Source organism: Sorangium sp. So ce834 (genome assembly GCF_051521425.1).
Taxonomy (GTDB): Bacteria; Myxococcota_A; Polyangia; order Polyangiales; family Polyangiaceae; genus Sorangium; species Sorangium cellulosum_D.
Window position 1 is genome coordinate 8329931 of the sequence record NZ_CP150351.1, and the last position, 20385, is coordinate 8350315.

11 protein-coding genes are annotated in these 20385 nt (G+C 72.3%); 5 read left to right on the forward strand and 6 right to left on the reverse strand.

Features of this window, described 5'->3' with window-relative positions:
* Window positions 1-96 precede the first annotated feature (96 nt).
* From WMF20_RS30245 to WMF20_RS30255, 3 genes are all read left to right on the forward strand, one after another.
* Window positions 97-5949, forward strand: coding sequence for a HAMP domain-containing protein (locus WMF20_RS30245; protein ID WP_437605356.1), 5853 nt, complete (start codon window positions 97-99; stop codon window positions 5947-5949).
* 257 nt (window positions 5950-6206) lie between these two features.
* Complete coding sequence (locus tag WMF20_RS30250) at window positions 6207-6713, forward strand: hypothetical protein (protein ID WP_437605357.1); 507 nt, start codon at window positions 6207-6209, stop codon at window positions 6711-6713.
* A gap of 203 nt (window positions 6714-6916) precedes the next feature.
* A complete protein-coding gene (locus tag WMF20_RS30255; RefSeq protein WP_437605358.1) occupies window positions 6917-8773 on the forward strand; it encodes a serine/threonine-protein kinase in 1857 nt (618 codons plus the stop codon).
* A gap of 309 nt (window positions 8774-9082) precedes the next feature.
* Here WMF20_RS30255 and WMF20_RS30260 read toward each other — a convergent pair whose 3' ends face one another.
* The 6 genes from WMF20_RS30260 to WMF20_RS30285 form a co-directional block, all read right to left on the reverse strand.
* Entirely contained in the window at window positions 9083-10306 is a 1224-nt protein-coding gene (locus tag WMF20_RS30260; RefSeq protein WP_437605359.1) for a phospholipase D-like domain-containing protein, read from the reverse strand.
* 272 nt (window positions 10307-10578) lie between these two features.
* On the reverse strand, window positions 10579-12063 hold the full coding sequence (locus tag WMF20_RS30265) for a DUF2330 domain-containing protein (RefSeq protein WP_437605360.1): 1485 nt from the start codon (window positions 12061-12063) through the stop codon (window positions 10579-10581).
* A 277-nt stretch (window positions 12064-12340) separates the two neighbouring features.
* Window positions 12341-13780: a methylenetetrahydrofolate--tRNA-(uracil(54)-C(5))-methyltransferase (FADH(2)-oxidizing) TrmFO gene (trmFO, locus tag WMF20_RS30270; protein ID WP_437605361.1), complete on the reverse strand. Its 1440-nt coding sequence runs from the start codon at window positions 13778-13780 to the stop codon at window positions 12341-12343.
* Between the two features lie 34 nt (window positions 13781-13814).
* The gene (topA, locus tag WMF20_RS30275) at window positions 13815-16412 is read right to left on the reverse strand and encodes a type I DNA topoisomerase (RefSeq protein WP_437605362.1); all 2598 of its coding nucleotides are present in this window, start codon (window positions 16410-16412) and stop codon (window positions 13815-13817) included.
* A 130-nt stretch (window positions 16413-16542) separates the two neighbouring features.
* Window positions 16543-17514, reverse strand: a complete 972-nt coding sequence (locus WMF20_RS30280) for a DNA-processing protein DprA (RefSeq protein ID WP_437605363.1) — start codon at window positions 17512-17514, stop codon at window positions 16543-16545.
* Between the two features lie 78 nt (window positions 17515-17592).
* The gene (locus WMF20_RS30285; RefSeq protein ID WP_437605364.1) at window positions 17593-18450 is read right to left on the reverse strand and encodes a hypothetical protein; all 858 of its coding nucleotides are present in this window, start codon (window positions 18448-18450) and stop codon (window positions 17593-17595) included.
* A 79-nt stretch (window positions 18451-18529) separates the two neighbouring features.
* On the opposite strand from WMF20_RS30285, the gene WMF20_RS30290 reads away from it, so the two are divergent.
* A complete protein-coding gene (locus WMF20_RS30290) occupies window positions 18530-19534 on the forward strand; it encodes a hypothetical protein (protein ID WP_437605365.1) in 1005 nt (334 codons plus the stop codon).
* Complete coding sequence (locus WMF20_RS30295) at window positions 19531-20334, forward strand: glycerophosphodiester phosphodiesterase family protein (RefSeq protein WP_437605366.1); 804 nt, start codon at window positions 19531-19533, stop codon at window positions 20332-20334. Before WMF20_RS30290 ends, WMF20_RS30295 begins: the two co-directional genes overlap by 4 nt.
* Window positions 20335-20385: the final 51 nt, after the last annotated feature.

Sequence of the window (20385 nt, forward strand, 5' to 3'; positions counted from 1 at the left end):
TCTCGGCGCCCCGAATCCCCTCCGCGCCCGGGGCGCGCCCTCGTTTCCCTTCACCGATCGGCCCAGACTGCAATGCAGGGCCAGGAGAACAGCGGCATGGAGCAGCGTAGCGACCTCGACAAGGCCCGCAGAGCGAAGGCTGGCAATGGCAAGAGCAAGAAGGGCGCGTCCAGCGAGGGGTCGCACGGCGCCCCGCGCGCGAGAAAGGCCCCCGCGGCGGAGAGCCCCCGCGCCGCGGCGCCCATCGAGCGCAGCGGGCTCGACGGGCGGACGCTGCTGAGCTCGCTGATGAGCCTCAAGAAGGGCGATTTCTCGGTGCGGCTGCCCGTCGACTGGCTGGGGCTCGACGGGAAGATCGCCGACACCTTCAACGAGGTCGTCGAGCTCAACGAGAAGATGGCGAAGGAGCTCCACCGCCTGAGCCGTGTCGTGGGCAAGGAAGGCAAGCTCTCGCAGCGCGCCTTCATCGGCGAGGTGAACGGCGCGTGGGCCGAGGAGGTCGCGTGCATCAACGCGCTGATCGGCGATCTCGTCCACCCCACCGCCGAGACGGCGCGCGTCATCGGGGCCGTCGCCAAGGGCGATCTCTCGCAGACGATGGCCCTCGAGGTCGACGGCAGGCCGCTCGACGGCGAGTTCCTCCGGACGGCCAAGACCGTCAACACGATGGTCGAGCAGCTGGGCTCCTTCGCGTCCGAGGTCACGCGCGTCGCGCGCGAGGTCGGCACCGAGGGGAAGCTCGGCGGCCAGGCCGACGTCCGCGGCGTCGCGGGCACATGGAAGGACCTCACCGACTCCGTCAACTCGATGGCGTCGAACCTCACGGCCCAGGTGCGCAACATCGCGACCGTCACCACCGCCGTCGCCAACGGCGATCTCTCGAAGAAGATCACCGTCGACGTCAAGGGCGAGATCCTCGAGCTCAAGGACACCATCAACACGATGGTCGATCAGCTCCGCTCGTTCGCGTCCGAGGTCACGCGCGTCGCGCGCGAGGTCGGCACCGAGGGAAAGCTCGGCGGCCAAGCCGACGTCCGCGGCGTCGCAGGCACCTGGAAGGACCTCACCGACTCCGTCAACTCGATGGCCGGCAACCTCACCGCCCAGGTGCGCAACATCGCCGCCGTCACCACCGCCGTCGCGAAGGGGGATCTCTCGAAGAAGATCACCGTCGACGTCAAGGGCGAGATCCTCGAGCTCAAGGACACCATCAACACGATGGTCGATCAGCTGAGCTCCCTCGCGGCCGAGGTGACGCGCGTCGCGCGCGAGGTCGGCACCGAGGGCAAGCTCGGCGGCCAGGCCGACGTCCGCGGCGTCGCAGGCACCTGGAAGGACCTCACCGACTCCGTCAACTCGATGGCCGGCAACCTCACCGCCCAGGTGCGCAACATCGCGACCGTCACCACCGCCGTCGCCAACGGAGATCTCTCGAAGAAGATCACCGTCGACGTCAAGGGCGAGATCCTCGAGCTCAAGGACACCATCAACACGATGGTCGATCAGCTCAACTCCTTCGCCTCCGAGGTCACGCGCGTCGCGCGCGAGGTCGGCACCGAGGGCAAGCTCGGCGGCCAGGCCGACGTCCGCGGCGTCGCAGGCACCTGGAAGGACCTCACCGACTCCGTCAACTCGATGGCCGGCAACCTCACCGCCCAGGTGCGCAACATCGCGACCGTCACCACCGCCGTCGCCAACGGAGATCTCTCGAAGAAGATCACCGTCGACGTCAAGGGCGAGATCCTCGAGCTCAAGAACACCATCAACACGATGGTCGATCAGCTCAACTCCTTCGCCTCCGAGGTCACGCGCGTCGCGCGCGAGGTCGGCACCGAGGGGAAGCTCGGCGGCCAGGCCGACGTCCGCGGCGTCGCAGGCACCTGGAAGGACCTCACCGACTCCGTCAACTCGATGGCCGGCAACCTCACCGCCCAGGTGCGCAACATCGCCGCCGTCACCACCGCCGTCGCCACGGGCGATCTCTCGAAGAAGATCACCGTCGACGTCAAGGGCGAGATCCTCGAGCTCAAGAACACCATCAACACGATGGTCGACCAGCTGAGCGCCTTCGCGGCGCAGGTGACGCGCGTCGCGCGCGAGGTCGGCACCGAGGGAAAGCTCGGCGGGCAGGCCGAGGTGACCGGCGTCGCCGGCACCTGGAAGGACCTCACCGACTCCGTCAACTCGATGGCCGGCAACCTCACCGCCCAGGTGCGCAACATCGCCGCCGTCACCACCGCCGTCGCCAACGGCGACCTGTCCAAGAAGATCACCGTCGACGTCCGCGGCGAGATCCTGGAGCTCAAGGACACCATCAACACGATGGTCGATCAGCTCCGCTCGTTCGCCTCCGAGGTCACGCGCGTCGCGCGCGAGGTCGGCACCGAGGGCAAGCTCGGCGGCCAGGCCGACGTCCGCGGCGTCGCAGGCACCTGGAAGGACCTCACCGACTCCGTCAACTCGATGGCCGGCAACCTCACCGCCCAGGTGCGCAACATCGCCGCCGTCACCACCGCCGTCGCCAACGGCGACCTCTCGAAGAAGATCACCGTCGACGTCAAGGGCGAGATCCTCGAGCTCAAGAACACCATCAACACGATGGTCGATCAGCTCAACTCCTTCGCCTCCGAGGTCACGCGCGTCGCGCGCGAGGTCGGCACCGAGGGCAAGCTCGGCGGCCAGGCCGACGTCCGCGGCGTCGCAGGCACCTGGAAGGACCTCACCGACAACGTGAACTCGATGGCCGGCAACCTGACGAACCAGGTGCGCGGCATCGCGAAGGTCGTGACCGCGGTCGCCAACGGCGATCTCAAGCGCAAGCTGATCGTCGACGCGAAGGGCGAGATCGCCGCGCTCGCGGACACGATCAACGGCATGATCGAGACGCTCGCGACGTTCGCGGATCAGGTGACCACGGTGGCGCGCGAGGTCGGGGTCGAGGGCAAGCTCGGCGGCCAGGCGAGCGTGCCCGGCGCGGCCGGCACGTGGAAGGACCTCACCGACAACGTGAACCAGCTCGCGGCGAACCTCACGACGCAGGTCCGCGCGATCGCCGAGGTGGCCACCGCCGTGACCAAGGGCGACCTCACCCGGTCGATCAAGGTCGAGGCGCAGGGCGAGGTCGCGGCGCTGAAGGACAACATCAATGAGATGATCCGGAACCTCAAGGACACGACGCTGAAGAACAGCGAGCAGGACTGGCTCAAGACCAACCTCGCCAAGTTCTCGCGCATGCTCCAGGGGCAGAAGGATCTCCTCACCGTCGGCCGCCTCATCCTGTCCGAGCTCGCCCCGGTGGTCACGGCGCAGCAGGGCGTCTTCTACATCATGGACTCCTCCCGGGAGGAGCCCGTCCTCAAGCTGCTCGCGAGCTACGCGTTCAAGGAGCGCAAGCACGTCGACAACCAGTTCAAGCTCGGCGAGGGCCTCGTCGGCCAGTGCGCGCTCGAGAAGGAGAAGATCCTCCTCGTCAACGCGCCGCCCGACTACATCACGATCACGAGCGGCCTCGGCGAGTCGCCCCCGGTCAACATCATCGTGATGCCCGTGCTCTTCGAGGGGCAGGTGAAGGCCGTCATCGAGCTCGCGTCGCTCGAGCGCTTCAGCCCGACCCACCAGGCGTTCCTCGATCAGCTCACCGAGTCGATCGGCATCGTGCTCAACACGATCGAGGCGAACATGCGCACCGAGGACCTGCTCAAGCAGTCCCAGTCGCTCGCGCGCGAGCTCCAGAGCCAGCAGGAGGAGCTCCAGGAGACGAACGCCGCGCTCGGCGAGAAGGCGCGCCTCCTGGCCGAGCAGAACGTCGAGGTCGAGCGGAAGAACCACGAGGTCGAGCAGGCCCGCCAGGCCCTCGAAGAGAAGGCGCGGCAGCTCGCCCTCACGTCGAAATACAAGTCGGAGTTCATGGCCAACATGTCCCATGAGCTCAGGACCCCGCTGAACAGCCTGCTCATCCTCTCGGACCAGCTCTCCAGGAACAACGACCAGAACCTCACCCCGCGGCAGGTCGAGTTCGCGAAGACGATCCACGCGTCCGGGACCGATCTCCTGGCGCTCATCAACGACATCCTCGACCTCTCCAAGATCGAGTCCGGCACCGTCGTCGTCGACGTCGGCGAGATCGCCTTCAAGGACCTCTCGGACTACGTACAACGTACGTTCCGGCACGTCGCCGAGTCCAAGAAGCTCGAGTTCGAGCTCTCGTTCTCGCCGGCGCTGCCGTCCTCGATGCTCACCGACGCGAAGCGGCTCCAGCAGGTGCTCAAGAACCTGCTCTCCAACGCCTTCAAGTTCACCGAGCGCGGCAAGGTGGTCCTGGAGGTGACAGTGGCCCGCGACGGCTGGAACCGTGAGAACGATGTGCTCAGCCGGGCCGACTCGGTGATCGCCCTCTCCGTCCACGACACGGGCATCGGGATCGCGCCGGACAAACAGCAGATCATCTTCGAGGCGTTCCAGCAGGCCGACGGGAGCACGAGCCGCAAGTACGGGGGCACCGGGCTCGGGCTCGCGATCAGCCGAGAGATCGCGCGGATGCTCGGCGGCGACCTCGCGCTGGTGAGCGCGCCGGGCCGCGGCAGCACGTTCACGCTCTACCTGCCGCGCACCTACCGGCCCGTGCGGGCGGTGCGGCGGCCGCCGGCGCACGTCCTCGACACGCCGCCCGCCATCGAGGACACCGTCCACAGCAGCCGGCCGTCGGATCGCATGGCCGCGGGCCCGGACACGCAGGTCATCGACGACAGCGAGAGCGTCCGCCCCGGCGACCGCGCGATCGTGATCGTGGAGAACGACACCGTGTTCGCCCGCTTCCTCGTGGACGTCGCGCGGGAGCACGGCTTCAAGGCGGTCGTCGCCGTCCGCGGCGCGACGGGGCTCTCGCTGGTGCGCGAGCTCAAGCCCGCGGCGATCACGCTGGACATCAACCTGCCCGACATGGACGGCTGGCGCGTGCTCGACTGCCTCAAGCGCGATCTGTCGTCGCGGCACATCCCGGTCGAGGTGATCACGACGGAGACGGAGGAGGAGCGGAGCCGCGCGCGGCGGATGGGCGCGGTGGGGCTCCTCAACAAGCCGCTCAGCAGCAGGACGGCGCTCGACGAGGCCTTCGCGCGGCTCGACGGGCTGGTCAGCTCGCCGCGGCGCCGGCTGCTCGTCGTCGAGCCGGACGCGGCGTCGGGCGATCCCGTGGTCGAGCTGCTCCGGGACGAGGGGGTCACGGTCGCCAGCGTGGCGACCGGCGAGGCCGCGCTCGCGGCGCTCGAGCGCGAGCCGTACGAGGCGGTCGTGCTCGGGCTGCGCCTGCCCGACATGCCCGGCCTCGAGCTCATCGAGCACCTCGACCGGGCCGGGCGCTTCGTCGATCTGTCGGCCATCGTGTACACGCCGGCCGACGTCGCCGGGGACGACGAGGTGCAGCTCGGCCGCCTCGCGCAGCGGCTCCCGGTGAAGCACGTCCAGTCGAGGGAGCGCCTGCTCGACGAGGTCACGCTCGCGCTGCACCGCCGGCTCTCGGATCTGCCGGAGGCGAAGCGGCTCGTGGTCGAGCAGCTCCACGAGTCGGCCGCCGCGCTCTCCGGCAAGTGCGCGCTGATCGTCGACGACGATTTCCGCAACATCTATGCGCTGAAGACCGTCCTCGAGAGCCAGGGGATGACCACGCTCGCCGCCGATACGGGCAAGGCCGCGATCGACCGTCTGGAGAGGACGAGCGGCATCGATGTCGTGCTCATGGACATCATGATGCCGGAGATGGACGGATACGACACGATGCGCGCGATCCGGCAGCGGCCCGCCTTCCAGACGCTCCCGATCATCGCCGTCACGGCCAGGGCGATGAAGGGCGATCGCGAGAAATGCCTCGAGGCCGGCGCGACCGACTACATCTCCAAGCCGGTCGATACGGAGCAGCTGCTCGCGCTGCTCCGCATCTGGCTGCATCGCTGAGCTCGCTCTCCCCGGCTCGCCGCCGCGCGGCGCGGATGTGTCCGAGCGCACGCGGCGGTTCGTCTTCGCTGCAACGACGCCTCAGTGTGGCGTCCCTCCGCAGGCTCAGGCGTCGACCGTCCACAGCCGACAGCGTAGGAGAGCGTGCATTTGCGGCATCCTTCGTTGGCACGGCGCCTGCTGTACCGTGTGGGATTCCAGAATACAGAGAGGGGACGCGCCCGGGTCGAGGACGTTCTTCGGGAAAGGAGCTGTCGGTGAGGGCAAAGCTGGTGACCGGTCTTGTGAGGACGCGGCTCGACGCCGAGAGGGCGGTTGAGCGCGTCATGAGCTGTGGATACAAGCGCGACGCCATCAGCCTTGTCATGAGCGACGATGCGCGCGGAGAGCGCGTCGAGAGCGGAACCGGCTCGCGGGCGGCGGCGGGCGGCGGCGTCGGCGCGGCGGTGGGGGCGGCATTCGCGGCGTTCGCGGCGGCCGGCGCGAGCGCGGTGTTCCCTGGCCTCGGGCTCGTGGTGGCGGGCCCCCTGGAGTCCGCGCTGGCGGGCGCGGACAGCGCGGCCGGCGGGCTCGTCGGCGCTGGTGTCCCCGAGCACCGCGCGCACGTGTACGAGAGCGGCCTGCGGCAAGGCGCGGTCCTCGTGGGCGTTCACGCGACCTCGGAGCGAGACGCGGAGATCCTGGAAATGATCCTCGAGTATTCGGGCGCCGAGGACGTCCGGAGCGAGAGCGCGCAGCGACGTCCGTACGACAGCTTCATCTAGGCGGCTCGCGGGGCGAGCGCGCGCGTGGTGCCCGGCGCGTGGCAACTTGCCTCGCTGAGGCGCGCTGCCGCCGACGCGCTCGTTCGGGATTTCAGGCGCTCCCCGAGAGGAGCGCCTGGCACGAGCGATGCTCCAGAATCGGATTCGTGGCGAAGCGTGGCGTCGTGGGCGGCGGATGGCCGGAGCAGGCGGCAGGAGAGCGCATGTCGAGCAACTTGACCCAGGGTTTCGAGCACACCTTAGGGGAACGCTTCGAGGTTGGCACGGTGGTGGGCGACAAGTACCAGCTCCTCCGCAAGGCGGGAGAGGGGGCGATGGGCTCTGTCTGGGTCGCTGCGAACACGGCGCTCGAGGCCAACGTGGCCATCAAGGTGCTGCGCCCGGAGATGCGCTCTCCTGCGATCGCGGAGCGCCTGCTGCGCGAGGCGCGGGCGGCGGCGAAGCTCAGCCATCCGGGCATCGTGCGCGTCTTCGATCTCGGCAAGACCGCGGGCGGCACGCCGTACATCGTGATGGAGCTCCTGGAGGGCGAGGCCCTCCGGGACATGCTCTGCCGCGAGCAGCGGCTCTTGCCCGAGGCGGCGATCGCGGTCTTGCTGCCGGTCGCGAGCGCGATGCACGCCGCCCATGAGCGCGGCGTCGTCCACCGGGATCTCAAGCCGGACAACGTGATGCTCGCCGAGCAGGGCGACGGCAGGGTCCAGCCGAAGGTCGTCGATTTCGGGATCGCGAAGGTGACGTGGACCGAACCGCAGTCCGGCTCGACGGGCGCGGCGGTGATCGGGACACCGCAGTACATGCCGCCCGAGCAGGCGCTCGGGCAGGGCCAGCTCGATCATCGCGCGGACATCTGGGCGTTCTGCACGATGCTGTACGAGTCGATCGCGGGCGAGACGCCCTATGCCGGCGAGCAGGGGTTCGGGACGCTGCGGGCGGTCATCCAGGATCCGGTGCAGTCGCTCGTCGAGCGGTGCGGCACGGATCCGGCGCTGTGGTCGATCATCGAGCGCGGGTTGCGCAAGGACCCGGCGGATCGCTGGGGGAGCATGCGCGAGCTCGGCGTCGCGCTCGCGACGTGGCTCCTCTCGCGGGGCGTCTCGGAGGACCTGTGCGGCGCGTCGCTCCGCGCGCAGTGGCTGGACGAGCGGACGAGCCAGGTCCCCGCGCCGTCGCCGCGGCCGATGGTGGTGAGCGCTGCGCCGACGCTGCACTCGCGGCGCTCCGACGACGCGCTGGAGCTGCAGCTCCCCATGGCGTCCGCGCGGCGGGCGCCTGACGAGACGAGCCGCCGCGCCCCGGTGGTGGTGCGGCGCGGGTCGCTGGAGGAGAGCGGCGAGCGCGCGTGGTCCGAGGCGACCGCGATGGTGAATCCGCCGGTGGTGGTGTCCCCGTCACAGCGTCCCTCGTTGCGGGATCGCTTCCCGTTCCGCCGCGTCGCGGCGGCGGGTTTCGTCCTCATGGCGGGCGCGGCGGCGTGGAGCGTGGCGCCGGTCGCGACGGGCCCTGCGGTCCAGCTGACGCCGACGGCGCCGGCGTCTCTGGCCGAGCCTCCGGCGCCGGCCGCCGAGCCGTCGCCGTCGATGCGCCCTGCGGCCGAGGCGAGCTCCCTCACGGCCAGCATCGCCCGCGGCGTCGTGGCGCCCCCGGCGCCCGTGGCCGAGCCTGTGGCCCCGCGCCCGACGAGGGCTCCGAAGCCGGCTCCCCCCGCGCCAGCGCCGGCCGCTGCGGCCACCACATCGCCGGCGCCCACCGCGAGCGCGCCGCTCCCGGATCTTCCCGTGTCCGACGCGGGCGTGGAGGCGCCGCAGCTCCTTGCGCACGCGCCCCGGTCGGGCGCGTCGCCGGAGCCCGGGTCTGCGGCCTGCGCTGGTGGTCCTGAAGGCGGGGGGTCGGCTTGCCCGCCGGTGGCCGACGCCTCGGCGCCTGCCGTCGAGGTCTACGAGGATGCGGGGGCGGCCATTCAGGAGCCCGCCCCTACCCCGCCTGCGGCCGAGCCGCCCCCGCCGGCCGCCGACGCCGGCGCGGCCGAGGAGCCCCCGACCGCTCCAGCCGCGCCGTAGCGAGTCGGCCTCACGGCGCGGCCGGGGAAGCAAGACCAAGCCGGGGGACCAAGACCAGCTCAATTCTCTCTTGGTTGCCTGGCGGCTTCGTGATCTGGATTGCCGTACTGGCCAATCGCCAGGCCCGCGGGAGGGAGCTCGTCGCCCTAGAGCGGTTTTCGCCCGTCTCTGGTACATGCGTTACAGAGCGGCGGTCACCCGCACAGGAGACGGGTCCAGCTCGGCGTTTTCGGCGCGGAAGCGCACTCCAGTGCGCTGAGCACCGAAAACGTCGAGATGGGCCCGTATCCGAAGCGGGTGACCGCCGCTCTAGACCCCGATCGCGGGCAGGAACTCCCGCTCCGGCTCGGGGAGCGCCCCGCGCCCTCTCCCCGACGCGTACCCTGGCTCCAGCAGGTCGAGCCCCAGGCTCCACAGCGCGTTTCGCATCCGCGCGAGCGCTCCCAGCTTGGGCAGGTTGTTGAGGCACACTTCCTCGCTCCGATCGAGGTCCCGCTCGAACAGGTTCGCCGCGTCCCTCACGAAGCCGGACTGCTTGACGATGAGGTTCGCCTCGCTCACCCACCGCAGGCTCGTCGGGTTCACGTTGAAGGTCCCCACGGTCGCCCAGTCGTCGTCGATCACCGCGAACTTCGAGTGCAGCATCGACGGCAGGAACTCGTGGATCTGGAGCCCGTTCTCCAGCCACCACCTGTACCGCGCGAGGCTCGCGTTGCGGATGGCCGGCAGATCGGAGTTGCGCGGCACGATGATCTTCACGTCGATCCCGCGGCGCGCGGCGGCGATGAGCTCGCGCTCCAGCCCGCGGGGCGGGCAGAAATACGCGTTCTCGATCCACACGCGCCGCCGCGCCGAGCGCACCCGCTCCACGTGGCGCTCGTAGATGATCGCCGGCGGCCTGGGCGCGTCGGTGATGAACTCCACGTCGTCGTAGACGCCGCCGGTCCAGTAGTCGAACGAGCGCCCGTCGGCCTCGTCGGCGAGCATCCAGCGGCACTCGAACGCCCGCTCCATGTCGCCCACGCAGGGCCCCACCACCCGGCTACAGACCTCGTGCCAGCCGTCGCCGCCCTGATCGCGCGGCAGCCACTCGTCGGCCCACGCCGCGCCGCCGACGTATCCGGCGCCGTCGATCACCACGATGCGCGAGTGCTCCCGCGGGAACAGGACGCCCCGGCGCAGCACCGTGCCGAGCGGCCGGTACGCGCGCGCGCGGACGCCGCGAGCCCGCATGTCCTCGAAGAACTGCGCCGGCGTCGCGTGGCTGCCGAGCGCGTCGTAGAGGAGCCGCACGTCGACGCCGCGCCGCACGGCGTCCGCGAACGCGTCGGCGAAGCGGTGGCCCATCCGATCGTTGCGGTAGATGTATGTCGAGATCCAGATCCGCTCCCGGGCGCGCGCGATGTCGTCGAGGAGCGACTCGAGCACCACCGTCATCCCCGGCAGGAGGCGCGTCGCGTGGAGCGCGCGCCCCCTGTCCGGCACCGCGTGGCTGGTCCTGGAGTTCGCCCTGGAGCCTGGAAAAGTCAGCACCGAGCAGGTCATGTCGAGTCCCGACGCGGGGCGGCTGCAGCTCGATTGCCGCAGTGGCCCGCACGCCCTCACCACAACGGCTCAAGCAGCCCGTGTGCCACCTCGCGAAGTCGCGATCGCGCAGGGATGCTCGCGAATGGAGGCGCGCGACGTGGCAGCTTGCCACGCGCGGCCACGGCGCCACAGCGCCGCCGGGGCAAGCGGTCTCTCGGGCGCAGCCCAGCACTCCGGCGCGCGGGCGAGGGCGCGGGACGTCGACGCGTGAGCGCCGGTCAGGCCGGGCGGGAGGCGAAGCGGCGCGCGCCGCGGCGGGCGATCGCCGCCGCGAGGGCGAGGGCGCCGAGCGTCATGCCCACGAGCGTGCCCTGCCCCCGCGTCCGCGAGGCGCGGTCGCCGTCGACGAGCGGGAGCGCCGCGCCGCAGAGCACCTCGGCGTGGACGCTCAGGCGGGCGCGCATCCAGTTGTCGACCCGCTCCTGCTTCGCGGGGCTCAGGACGAGGTCCGTGTCGAGCGCCGCGCGCGGCAGGTTCGCCTCGAGGCGCGTGAGCCAGACGTCCCTCGGGTGCAGGCCGATCATCGCGACCGCGAGGTCGTCGAGCGGCCCGCACGCGAGTTCGCGCGCGTCGATCTGGCCCGAGGCGACCTCGCCGCAGCTCGGGTCGGAGAGCGGGACGCCGGCCGGGCACGGGCTCGCCACGGCGCGGCTCTCCGTCGCGATCTCGGCGAAGCGCACGGCGCAGTCGGCGTCGTGGGTCTCGCCGTTCGCGAGCCCCTGCTGGGCGAACGCCGCGGCGATCGTGTCGACCGGGGTGGTCGAGCCGCTCGTCGTGTACTGCACGCCGAACGGCGCCGCGGAGCTCGACACCGGCGAGAACAGCGAGCCCTGCTGCGCGTAGGGCGTGAGGAACGCGCGGCCGCCGTCCTGCGCCGCGAGCGCCTTCTCGCGGAGCTCGCCGTAGTTCGAGTCCTGCGAGGCGAAGTCCCACGCGAGGAGGTCGACGGGGACCGCCGCGGCCGCGAACCCCTCCGGAGCGAGCCGCGCCTCGCTGATGGTGAAGAGGGTGATCGCGACGTTCGCGCCCGTGCCGGCGGCCACCATCCGGAGCGGCAGCGTGGCGTTCGCCCCCGGCATGACGACCCGCACCGGCTTCATCTCCTTCACGTCCTTGCCGGGCTGGAGCTTGAGGGCGATGAAATCGAACTGCTCCGCGACGTAGGCGTCGATGACCGGCTGCGTCGATTCGTCGACGCCGAAGCCGTTCCTCTCCAGCCACGTGTTCAGCGCGCCGGGCGTGTCGGTCGTGAGCGTCGCGGTCTCGTACGGGCCGACGGTGCCGCGGTGGAGGACCGTGACCTGGTCGTTGCCGAACGCCCCTGCCACGCCGCCCTCCGAGTCGCTGGCGGACAGCGTGCCGCAGCCGCCCCCGCTCGAGGCGCAAAAGGAGTTGGGCGCCGTGATGCGGACCGACGTGGCCGCGTCGAGCGTCTCGAACCACGCGTCCGAGCCGACCTCGATCGTCGCGCCGGGCTTCACCGGGAGCACCCAGGCGAACTCCCTCGGATCGCCGGAGTACTGGATCTGATCCCAGAGCACCGACTGCACGGGCGATACGGAGAGGACCATCCGGTGCGCGTTGACGACCGTGGTCTCGGTCGGCGGGGCGAAGCACCCGCCGCAGGCGAGCGCCTCGCGCGGCGAGAGGAGCGTCGCGGCAGGAACGGCGAGCGCGAGGAGCGCGAGCAAGCGAAGTTTCATCGGGTACCTCCATGGGCGCGGGTCCGCGCGGGGCGGGCTCCCGGAGCGCGCGGTCGGCGCGCGGCGCACCACCGCCAGGCTACCTAAGCCCGCGCGCGGCAGGCAGCCCGCGCACGATTGGCGCGGCGCCGGTGGCCCCCGCGCCGCGCGCCGCGGGCCCGGCGTCAGAGCGCGCAGGCAGGGAGAAACCTCAAGGTTCTTCCCGGGTTACAGCCTTCCCAAGCGCTCGTCTGGGACGCGCGCGACGCGCGCGTCCACGGCCCGCCGAGGCCGCCCGTCAGCCCGCCGCCCACCACGCGTCGAGGTCGCGGAGGGCGCGCTCGGCCATCGCCTCGTAGCGGGCGCGCTTGCGCAGCTTGCCGTGCGCGGGCTCGAGCGGCGCGATGTGCGCCCAGGTGATGTTCGACGGCTGATACGACGGCTGCTTCCGCCCGAGGTGCGTGAGGATGCCGCCGAGCGCCGTCGTGGGCGGCGGCGGCCGGAGCGGCTCGTTCCGCAGCCGCTGCGCGAGGAGGATCGCGCACACGAACCCGGCCGCGGCGCTCTCCACGTAGCCCTCCACGCCCGAGATCTGGCCGGCGAGGTGCACGCCTGGAAGCGCGCGCAGCTCCATCGCCGGGCCGAGGAGCGCCGGCGCGTCCACGAAGGTGTTCCGGTGCACGGAGCCCATGCGGAGGAACTCGGCCTCCTCGAGGCCGGGCACCATCCGGAACACCCGGAGCTGCTCGGCGTACTTCATGCGCGTCTGGAAGCCGACCAGGTTGTACGCCGTCGCCGCCTCGTCCTCCGGGCGCAGCTGGAGCACCGCGTACGGCCGCCTGCCGGTGCGCGGATCGGTGAGCCCGACCGGCTTCATCGGCCCGAACGCGAGCGTCTGCTCCCCGCGCGCGGCCATCACCTCGCACGGCAGGCACCCCTCGAAGTAGCGCACCTCCTCGAAGTCGCGGGCCTCCACCTTCTCCGACTCGACCAGGGCCCGGACGAACGCCTTGTACTGCGCCTCGTCGAAGGGGCAGTTCACGTACGCCTCGTCGCCGGCCTCGGCGTCGTCGCGGCGCTCGGCCGCGTCCTCCGGCGGCGGCGCGGTCGGCTCGGGTCGCGCGGCGCCCTCCTGCGGCGCGGCGCGCTCGCCCCGGACCGCGCCGCCCTTGCCGTAGCGCGACTGCTTCCACACGCGCGACCAGTCGATCGAGTCGGCGCTGACGATCGGCGCGATCGCGTCGTAGTAGGCGAGGTGCTCGGCGCCCACGGCCGCGGCGAGGCTCGCCGCGAGGGCGTCGGACGTGAGCGGGCCGGTCGCGAGGATCACCGGGCGCTCGGCCGGGATCTCCGTCACCTCCCGCCGCTCCACGGCGATGCGGGGGTGGGCCTCGATCGCCCGCGTCATCGCCTCGGCGAACCGCTCGCGGTCGACCGCCAGCGCGCCGCCGGCCGGCACCGAGGTCTCGTCGGCGCACCGCAGGGCGAGCGAGCCCACGCGACGGAGCTCTTCCTTGAGCAGCCCCACCGCGTTGCTCAGCGCCGCGCCGCGCAGCGAGTTCGAGCACACGAGCTCGCCCATCCGATCGCTCGTCTGCGCGGGCGTGCGCTTGTGCGGCTTCATCTCGACGAGGCGCACGCGCAGCCCGCGCTGGGCGAGCTGGTACGCCGCCTCGCAACCGGCCAGGCCGCCTCCGACGACGACGACATCGTCGCTCGGGCTCTCCGCTCCGTTCATTCAGCTCACCAGGGTGGGAGGTCTCGCGGCCTTCTTAGCTCGCCGTGCGCCGGGCGCGCACGGCCCGCGCGGGCTTTTCGGCTTCCCCCTTCGGCGCGCCGGCCCCCTTGGGCGCGGCCTCGGACCGGTCGGCCGGCGCGGGCGTCGGCGGCTCGGGCTGGTCGGCCGGCGCCGGCGCGGCGCTCGCGACGACCGCCGCGGCGTCGAGGGGGGCGGACCCGTCCGCGGCGCCGTCCTCCCCCTCGCCCTCGACGATCTCCTGCTTGAACCCACAGTCCTTCGTCGCGCAGACGAGCATCGCCTTCTTGCCGGCGGTGCGGGTGACGAACTTCGCGCCGCACTGGGGGCACGGGACCGGCACCGGCTTCTGCCAGAGCTTGAAGTCGCACTTCTGCTCGGCGTTCCAGTTCGAGCAGCCGTAGAAGGTGCGCCCGCCCTTCTTGCGCGGCCGGATCTCGATGAGATCGCCGCCGCAGCTCGGGCACGCGACGCCGAGCGGCACCGGGCGCGTGTTCTTGCAGGCCGGGTACCCGGTGCACGACAGGAAGTCCCCGAAGCGCCCCGTCTTGATGATCATCGGCTTCCCGCACTTGTCGCACGAGATGTCGGTCTCGCGGACGGCGGCGCTCCCCCGCGCGTCGGACAGGTCGCGGGTGGCCTTGCACTTCGGGTAGCGCTCGCAGCTCAAGAACCAGCCGTTCTTGCCCCACTTCTTGAGCATCATCGACCCACACTCGTCGCAGACGATGTCGGTCTTCTCCGCCTCGGGCTTCCACGGCGCGAGCTTCTTCGACTTGTCGAGCTGCTCCCGGAACTTCTTGTAGAAGCGCTTGAGCAGCTGCTCGCGCTTCAGGTTGCCGGCGCCGACCGCGTCGAGCTCCTCCTCCATCTGCGCGGTGAAGTTCGGATCCATGATGTCGAGGTTCGACCGGACGAGGCCGTCGACCACGAACTTCCCGAGGAGCGTCGGCTGGAACGCGCCGCCCTCCCGCTTCTCCACGTACGCGCGCTGCTGCACCTTGCTGATGATCTCGGCGTACGTCGACGGGCGGCCGATGCCGCGCTTCTCCAGCTCGCGCACCAGCGAGCCCTCGTTGTAGCGGGGCGGCGGCTGCGTGAACTTCTGGTCGGTGACGACCCCCGGCGGCGTCACGGCGAGCGCCTCGCCCTCCTTCATGTCGGGCAGGAGCGCCTCCGAGTCCTCCTCGGCCGACGGCCCCGGCGCCGCCCGCTCCGCCTCGCCGGCGCTCGCCTCGGCGGGCGCCGCCGCGCCGCCGCCGCCGTCCGCCGCGCCGCCGGCGCTCTCCTCCTCGCCGGCGAACTCCTGCTGGCCCTCCGTCACCTGCAGCCAGCCGGCGAACTTCAGGATCCGCCCGCTCGCCCGCGCGAGGTAGCTCCGGTGCGCGGGCCCTTCGACCGTCGGCGCGACGTCGATCTCGACCGTCGTGCGGTCGTACACCGCCGGGTTCATCTGCGAGGCGACGAAGCGGTTCCAGATCAGCTTGTACAGCTTGTACTGCTCGTCCTTGAGGTACTTCTTGATCGAGTCCGGGTGGATCTCGACGCTCGTCGGCCGGATCGCCTCGTGCGCGTCCTGCGCGTTCTTCTTCGACTTGAAGATGTTCGGGCGCTCGGGGACGAACTCCTTGCCGTACCGCTTCGCGACCACGCCGCGCACCTCGGCGACCGCGTCGTCGCTCACGCGCGTCGAGTCGGTACGCATGTACGTGATGAGGCCGACCGGGCCGCCGTCGCGCTTGAGGTCGATGCCCTCGTAGAGCGCCTGGGCGATCTGCATCGTCCGCTTGGCGCCGAAGTGCAGGTAGTTCGTCGCGTCCTGCTGGAGCTTCGAGGTCGTGTACGGCGCGGGCGGGTTGCGCTTCTGCTCGCGCCGCGTGACCTTCGCCACCCGGTAGCGGGCGGTCTCGAGGTCGGCGCGCACCTTCGCGGCGACCTCGCCGTTCGTCACCTCGAGCTTCTTGCCGTCGGCCGAGGCGAGCTTCGCGACGAACGGCGCGCGCTGCGGCGGGCTCGCCGCGGTGAGGCCGACCGCGATGTTCCAGTACTCCTCCGGGACGAACGCCTCGACCTCGCGCTCGCGGTCGACGATGAGCCGCAGCGCGACCGACTGCACCCGCCCGGCCGACAGGCCGAACGCGAGCTTCGACCACACGAGCGCCGAGACGTCGTAGCCGACGATGCGATCGAGCACCCGCCGCGCCCGCTGGGCGTCGTAGAGGTTCTCGTCGAGCTTGCGGGGGTTGTGGACGCCGTGGTCGACCCCCTTCTTCGTGATCTCGTGGAACTCCACCCGCGCCACCTTGAGCTTCGGGTTCTTGATCTCCTCCGAGATGTGGAACGCGATCGCCTCGCCCTCGCGATCGGGGTCGGTCGCCAGGAGGACCTCGTCCGCCTTCTTCGCGGCGGACTTGAGCTCCTCCAGGACCTTCTCCTTGCCCTCGATGACCTCGTAGGTCTCGGCGAAGTCGTTCTGCACGTCGACGGCGTTCTGCTTCTTGGGCAGATCCTTGACGTGCCCCTTCGAGGCGAACACCTCGTACCCGTTGCCGAGATACTTCTTGATGGTCTTCGCCTTCGCCGGCGACTCCACGATGACGAGCGTCTTGGCCATCACCACCTTCTGAGCAACGAGATCGGGGCTTGTGGGAGGATTGAAGGGCGACCTTCGGTGCGAGGGAGGCCCCCCCGCGAGGAGGCGGCCACCCGAAACCGCACTGGGCAGGGTGAGCCGGCGCGCCCCTTCAACGAAGAGCCCGCCGAAACAACCCGGCGGGCCCCTCTACTACTACGGCCTGGAGCGTCAACGTCAAGAGTGCCTCCACGGCGCGCCTGGGCGGAAGCCCCGTCCTCTCGCAGACCTCATCCACGTGCGCCGGGCAGGCGTCCAGGGCGTCGAAAACCGCGCGCTCGACCGCGCTCATCGCCGGGATCTGCGCGGTTTCCTCGGGCGGAGCGCTCGCCGGCGCGGCGACGGCCGCGTCCGGCAGCGGCAGGGTGCCGGCGGCGGGCGGGCTGTTGCGAGGCGACCGCCGCGCCCGCCGGCGGGGCGGCGGCGCCGGCCCGCCGAGGACGTCGATCACGTCGGCCGCGCGCGTGACGGGGCGCGCGCCGGCGACGAGCTCCAGCGCGCAGCCGACGCCGCGCGGGCTCCACGGGGCGTGGGGGACGACGCAGAGGTGGCGCCCGAGGCGGCGAGCCGCCGCGGCGGCGGAGCGGGCGCCGCTCTCGATGCCCGCCTCGACCACGACGGTCGCGAGGGTGAGCGCGGCGAGCACGGCGTTGCGCTGGAGGAACAGCCCCGGCAGCGGCGGCGTGTCGTCGGGGACGCGCGCCAGCAGCGCGCCGCCCGCGGCGAGGATGCGATCGAAGAGCGGCGCGTGCTCCCGCGGGTACGGGCGCGCGTGGCCGCCGCCGCCGACGACCACGGTCGGCGCGCGCGCCGCGAGCGCGCCCTCGTGCGCGGCCGCGTCGACGCCGCGCGCGCCGCCCGACCAGATCGAGTAGCCCGCCTCGCCGAGCGACGCGGCGAGCGCGCGGGTGAACCGGAGCGCGTCGTCGCTCGCGGCGCGCGTCCCGACGATCGCGATGCCGGGGCGCGACGGGAGCGCGCCGCGCAGGTAGAGCGTCGGCGGCGCGGCCTCGGTCTCGGTCACGAGGGCCCAGAGCGGCGCGGGGTAGGAGGGATCTGCGGGCTGGATCTCGATCGACGCCATACGCGGCGTGTCGACCGGCGCCCGGGCCGAGTTGCGCAAAATGCGGAGCGCGCCCCGCGCGCCCGGGCCGCCGCGGCGCTACCGGGGCGGGGCGCGGAGCGACGCGGCGCCTGCGCTGTAGGACGGCGCGCTCGGCGTCGCGGCGCCTGGCGGCGCGGCGCTGGAAGACGGCGCGCTCGGCGGCGCGGCGCTGGGCGGCGCGCCGGTCGGCGGCGCCGTGTCGGGCGGGGTCGCGCCGGGCGGCCCGGCGCCGGGGGGCGCGGCCGGGCGCGGGCCGCGGTAGCCCTGCACGAGCACGACGCCCGCGCCGCGCCGCACCTGCGCGTGCAGGCTCCCGGCGAACGGCGCGCCTCCGGGCGAGGTGAAGCACGCGCCGCGGCCGCCGATCACCGCGATCGGCCCGCTGTCCGCGTCCTGTCCGACGATCTCGAGCGACGGCGGCGCGCCCTTCGTGACGAAGAGATCGACCTCGATCACGCCGAGCCCGCCCTGCGCGATGAACACCGCGCACTCCCCCGGCGAAACGCGCACCGGGATCGCGCTGCTCTCCCCCTCCCCGATCGCGAGCGACACGACGTCGCCGAGCGGCGTCATCCCCCTCGCCTCGCCGCGCGCGGTGTTGGCGAGCGCGAGCGCGGTCACGCGCGGCGCCGGCGCGCTCGCCGCGGGCCGCTGCTGCCCGACGCGGCTCAGGAACAGGCGCGCCGCCTCCGGGTCCGGCTCGGGTGCATCGCTCGGCGGCGGCGGGTTCCGCACCTCGCGCGTGGGCGCGGGAGCAGGCGCGGGCGGAGGGCTCGGCTGCAGCACCTCGGCGCGCGGCGCGGCGGCGCCGGCGCCGCAGCCCGACGCGGCGAGCAGCGCCGCGAGCGGCGCGGCGGCCAAGCGGCGCGCCGGCCTGAACGGATGCAGTGCGAGGAGAACGAGGGCACGCCGCACGGCGCGGAGCCTATCAGAACCGCCGCGCGATGCTCGGTCCGCGAGCGGCCGGCCGTGAGGCGTGCTACCCCCTCGCCCGATGAAGCCCAGGGACATCGTCGTCGCGACGCACGGCCACTGCTTCGACGGCATGGCGAGCGCGGCGCTGTTCACCCGCTTGATGCAGGCGCTCCGCCACGGCGAGCCGCTCGCGCTCCGGTACCGCTCCTGCGGGTACGGCCCGGGCATGACGATGATCCCGCCCTCGTGGCTCGACGGCGACGAGAACGCGATCCTCGACTTCCGGTACACGCCGACGAAGAAGCTGACGTGGTACTTCGACCACCACGTCACCGGGTTCGGCTCGGACGACGAGCGCGACGCGGCGCTCGCCGGCGCGTCGCGCTCCACGGCCCCGGGCGACGCGCCGCACGTCTTCTACGACGCCGCCTACGGCTCGTGCACGAAGCTCATCGCGGACGTCAGCCGCGATCACTTCGGCGTCGAGATGTCCGGCGTCGATGAGCTCATCCGCTGGGCCGACCTCATCGACACCGCGCGCTTCCCCTCGGCCGAGGCCGCCGTGAGCCGCGAGGAGCCGATCATGCAGCTCGCCTCGGTGGTCGAGCACCACGGCGACGGGCCCTTCCTCGCCTCCGTCGTGCCCCGGCTCGTCGAGCGGCCCGTGAGCGAGGTGGCGTGCGCGCCCGACATCCAGGAGCTCTGGCGCCCGCTCTCCCTCTCGCGGCAGACCTTCGTCGCGCGCATCGAGCGCGGCGCGCGGAAGCTCGGCCGCGTCGTGCTGGTCGACCTCTCCGACGCGCCGCTCGAGGCGGTCGGCAAGTTCATGACGTACGCGATGTACCCGGACTGCGTGTACTCGGTCACGCTCTCCCGGCAGAAGCAGCACTACAAGCTCTCGGTCGGCTACAACCCGTGGTGCGGCGTCGCGCGCGATCGCGACATCGCCCCGATCTGCCGGCGCTACGACGGGGGCGGGCACCCGGCCGTCGGCGCGGCGTCCTTCCCGCTCTCCGCGCTCGACCGCGCGCGCGAGGCGGCCCGCACCATCGCGGAGGAGCTCGACGAGGAGCCCGCGCGGTGACCTGGGCCGAGCAGCGCTTCCGCCGGAGCGCGCGCGCGCCGGGGCAGGCGGCGCCGCGGGGCGGGGCCGGCGCGCTCGGGCCTCGCGCGCCGCTCCTCTTCGGGCACCGGGGCGTGCGCGGCGAGGGCGCCCCCGCCGAGAACACCCTCGCCGCCTTCGAGGAGGCGGCCGCGCAGGGCGCCGACGGCATCGAGCTCGACGTGCGGGTGTGCGGGTCGGGCGAGCTCGTGGCGCTGCACGACCCGGACCTCGAGCGGGTGACCCACGGCGCGGACGCGCGCGTCGCCGCGGCGCTCCGCTGGGACGAGCTCCGGCAGGTCGACCTCGACGGCGGCCGGGTGCCGCTCGTCTCCGAGGTGCTCGCGTTCGCGCGCGGGCGGCGGCTCGCGGTCAACATCGAGATGAAGCGGGACGTGCCCGACCGCGCCGCCGTCGTGCTCGCGACCGCGCGCCTCCTGCGCGCCTGGGATCCCCGCCACGCGGTGCTCGTCTCGTCGTTCGATCCGGTCATGCTGGCCTCCTTCGGGGTCATGGCGCCGGCCGTCCCGCGCGCGCTCCTCGTGCACCGGAGCCGCTACCACGACACGGCCGTGCGCCTCGCCCCGGCGCTCGGGGCGCTCGCCGCGCACATCGAGCGGACGATCGCGTCGCCCGAGCGCATCGCGCTGCTGAAGCGGCAGGGGCGCGTGATCAACGTGTGGACCGTGAACGACCCGCGGGAAGCGCGGGACCTCGCGGCGCTCGGCGTCGACGGGCTGATCACCGACGTGCCGCGCCGCCTCCGCGACGCGCTCGCGTGACCGGCGCCTCCGACGGCCGGACCGCGCCCTCGCGCGCAGCCGGCCGCGGGT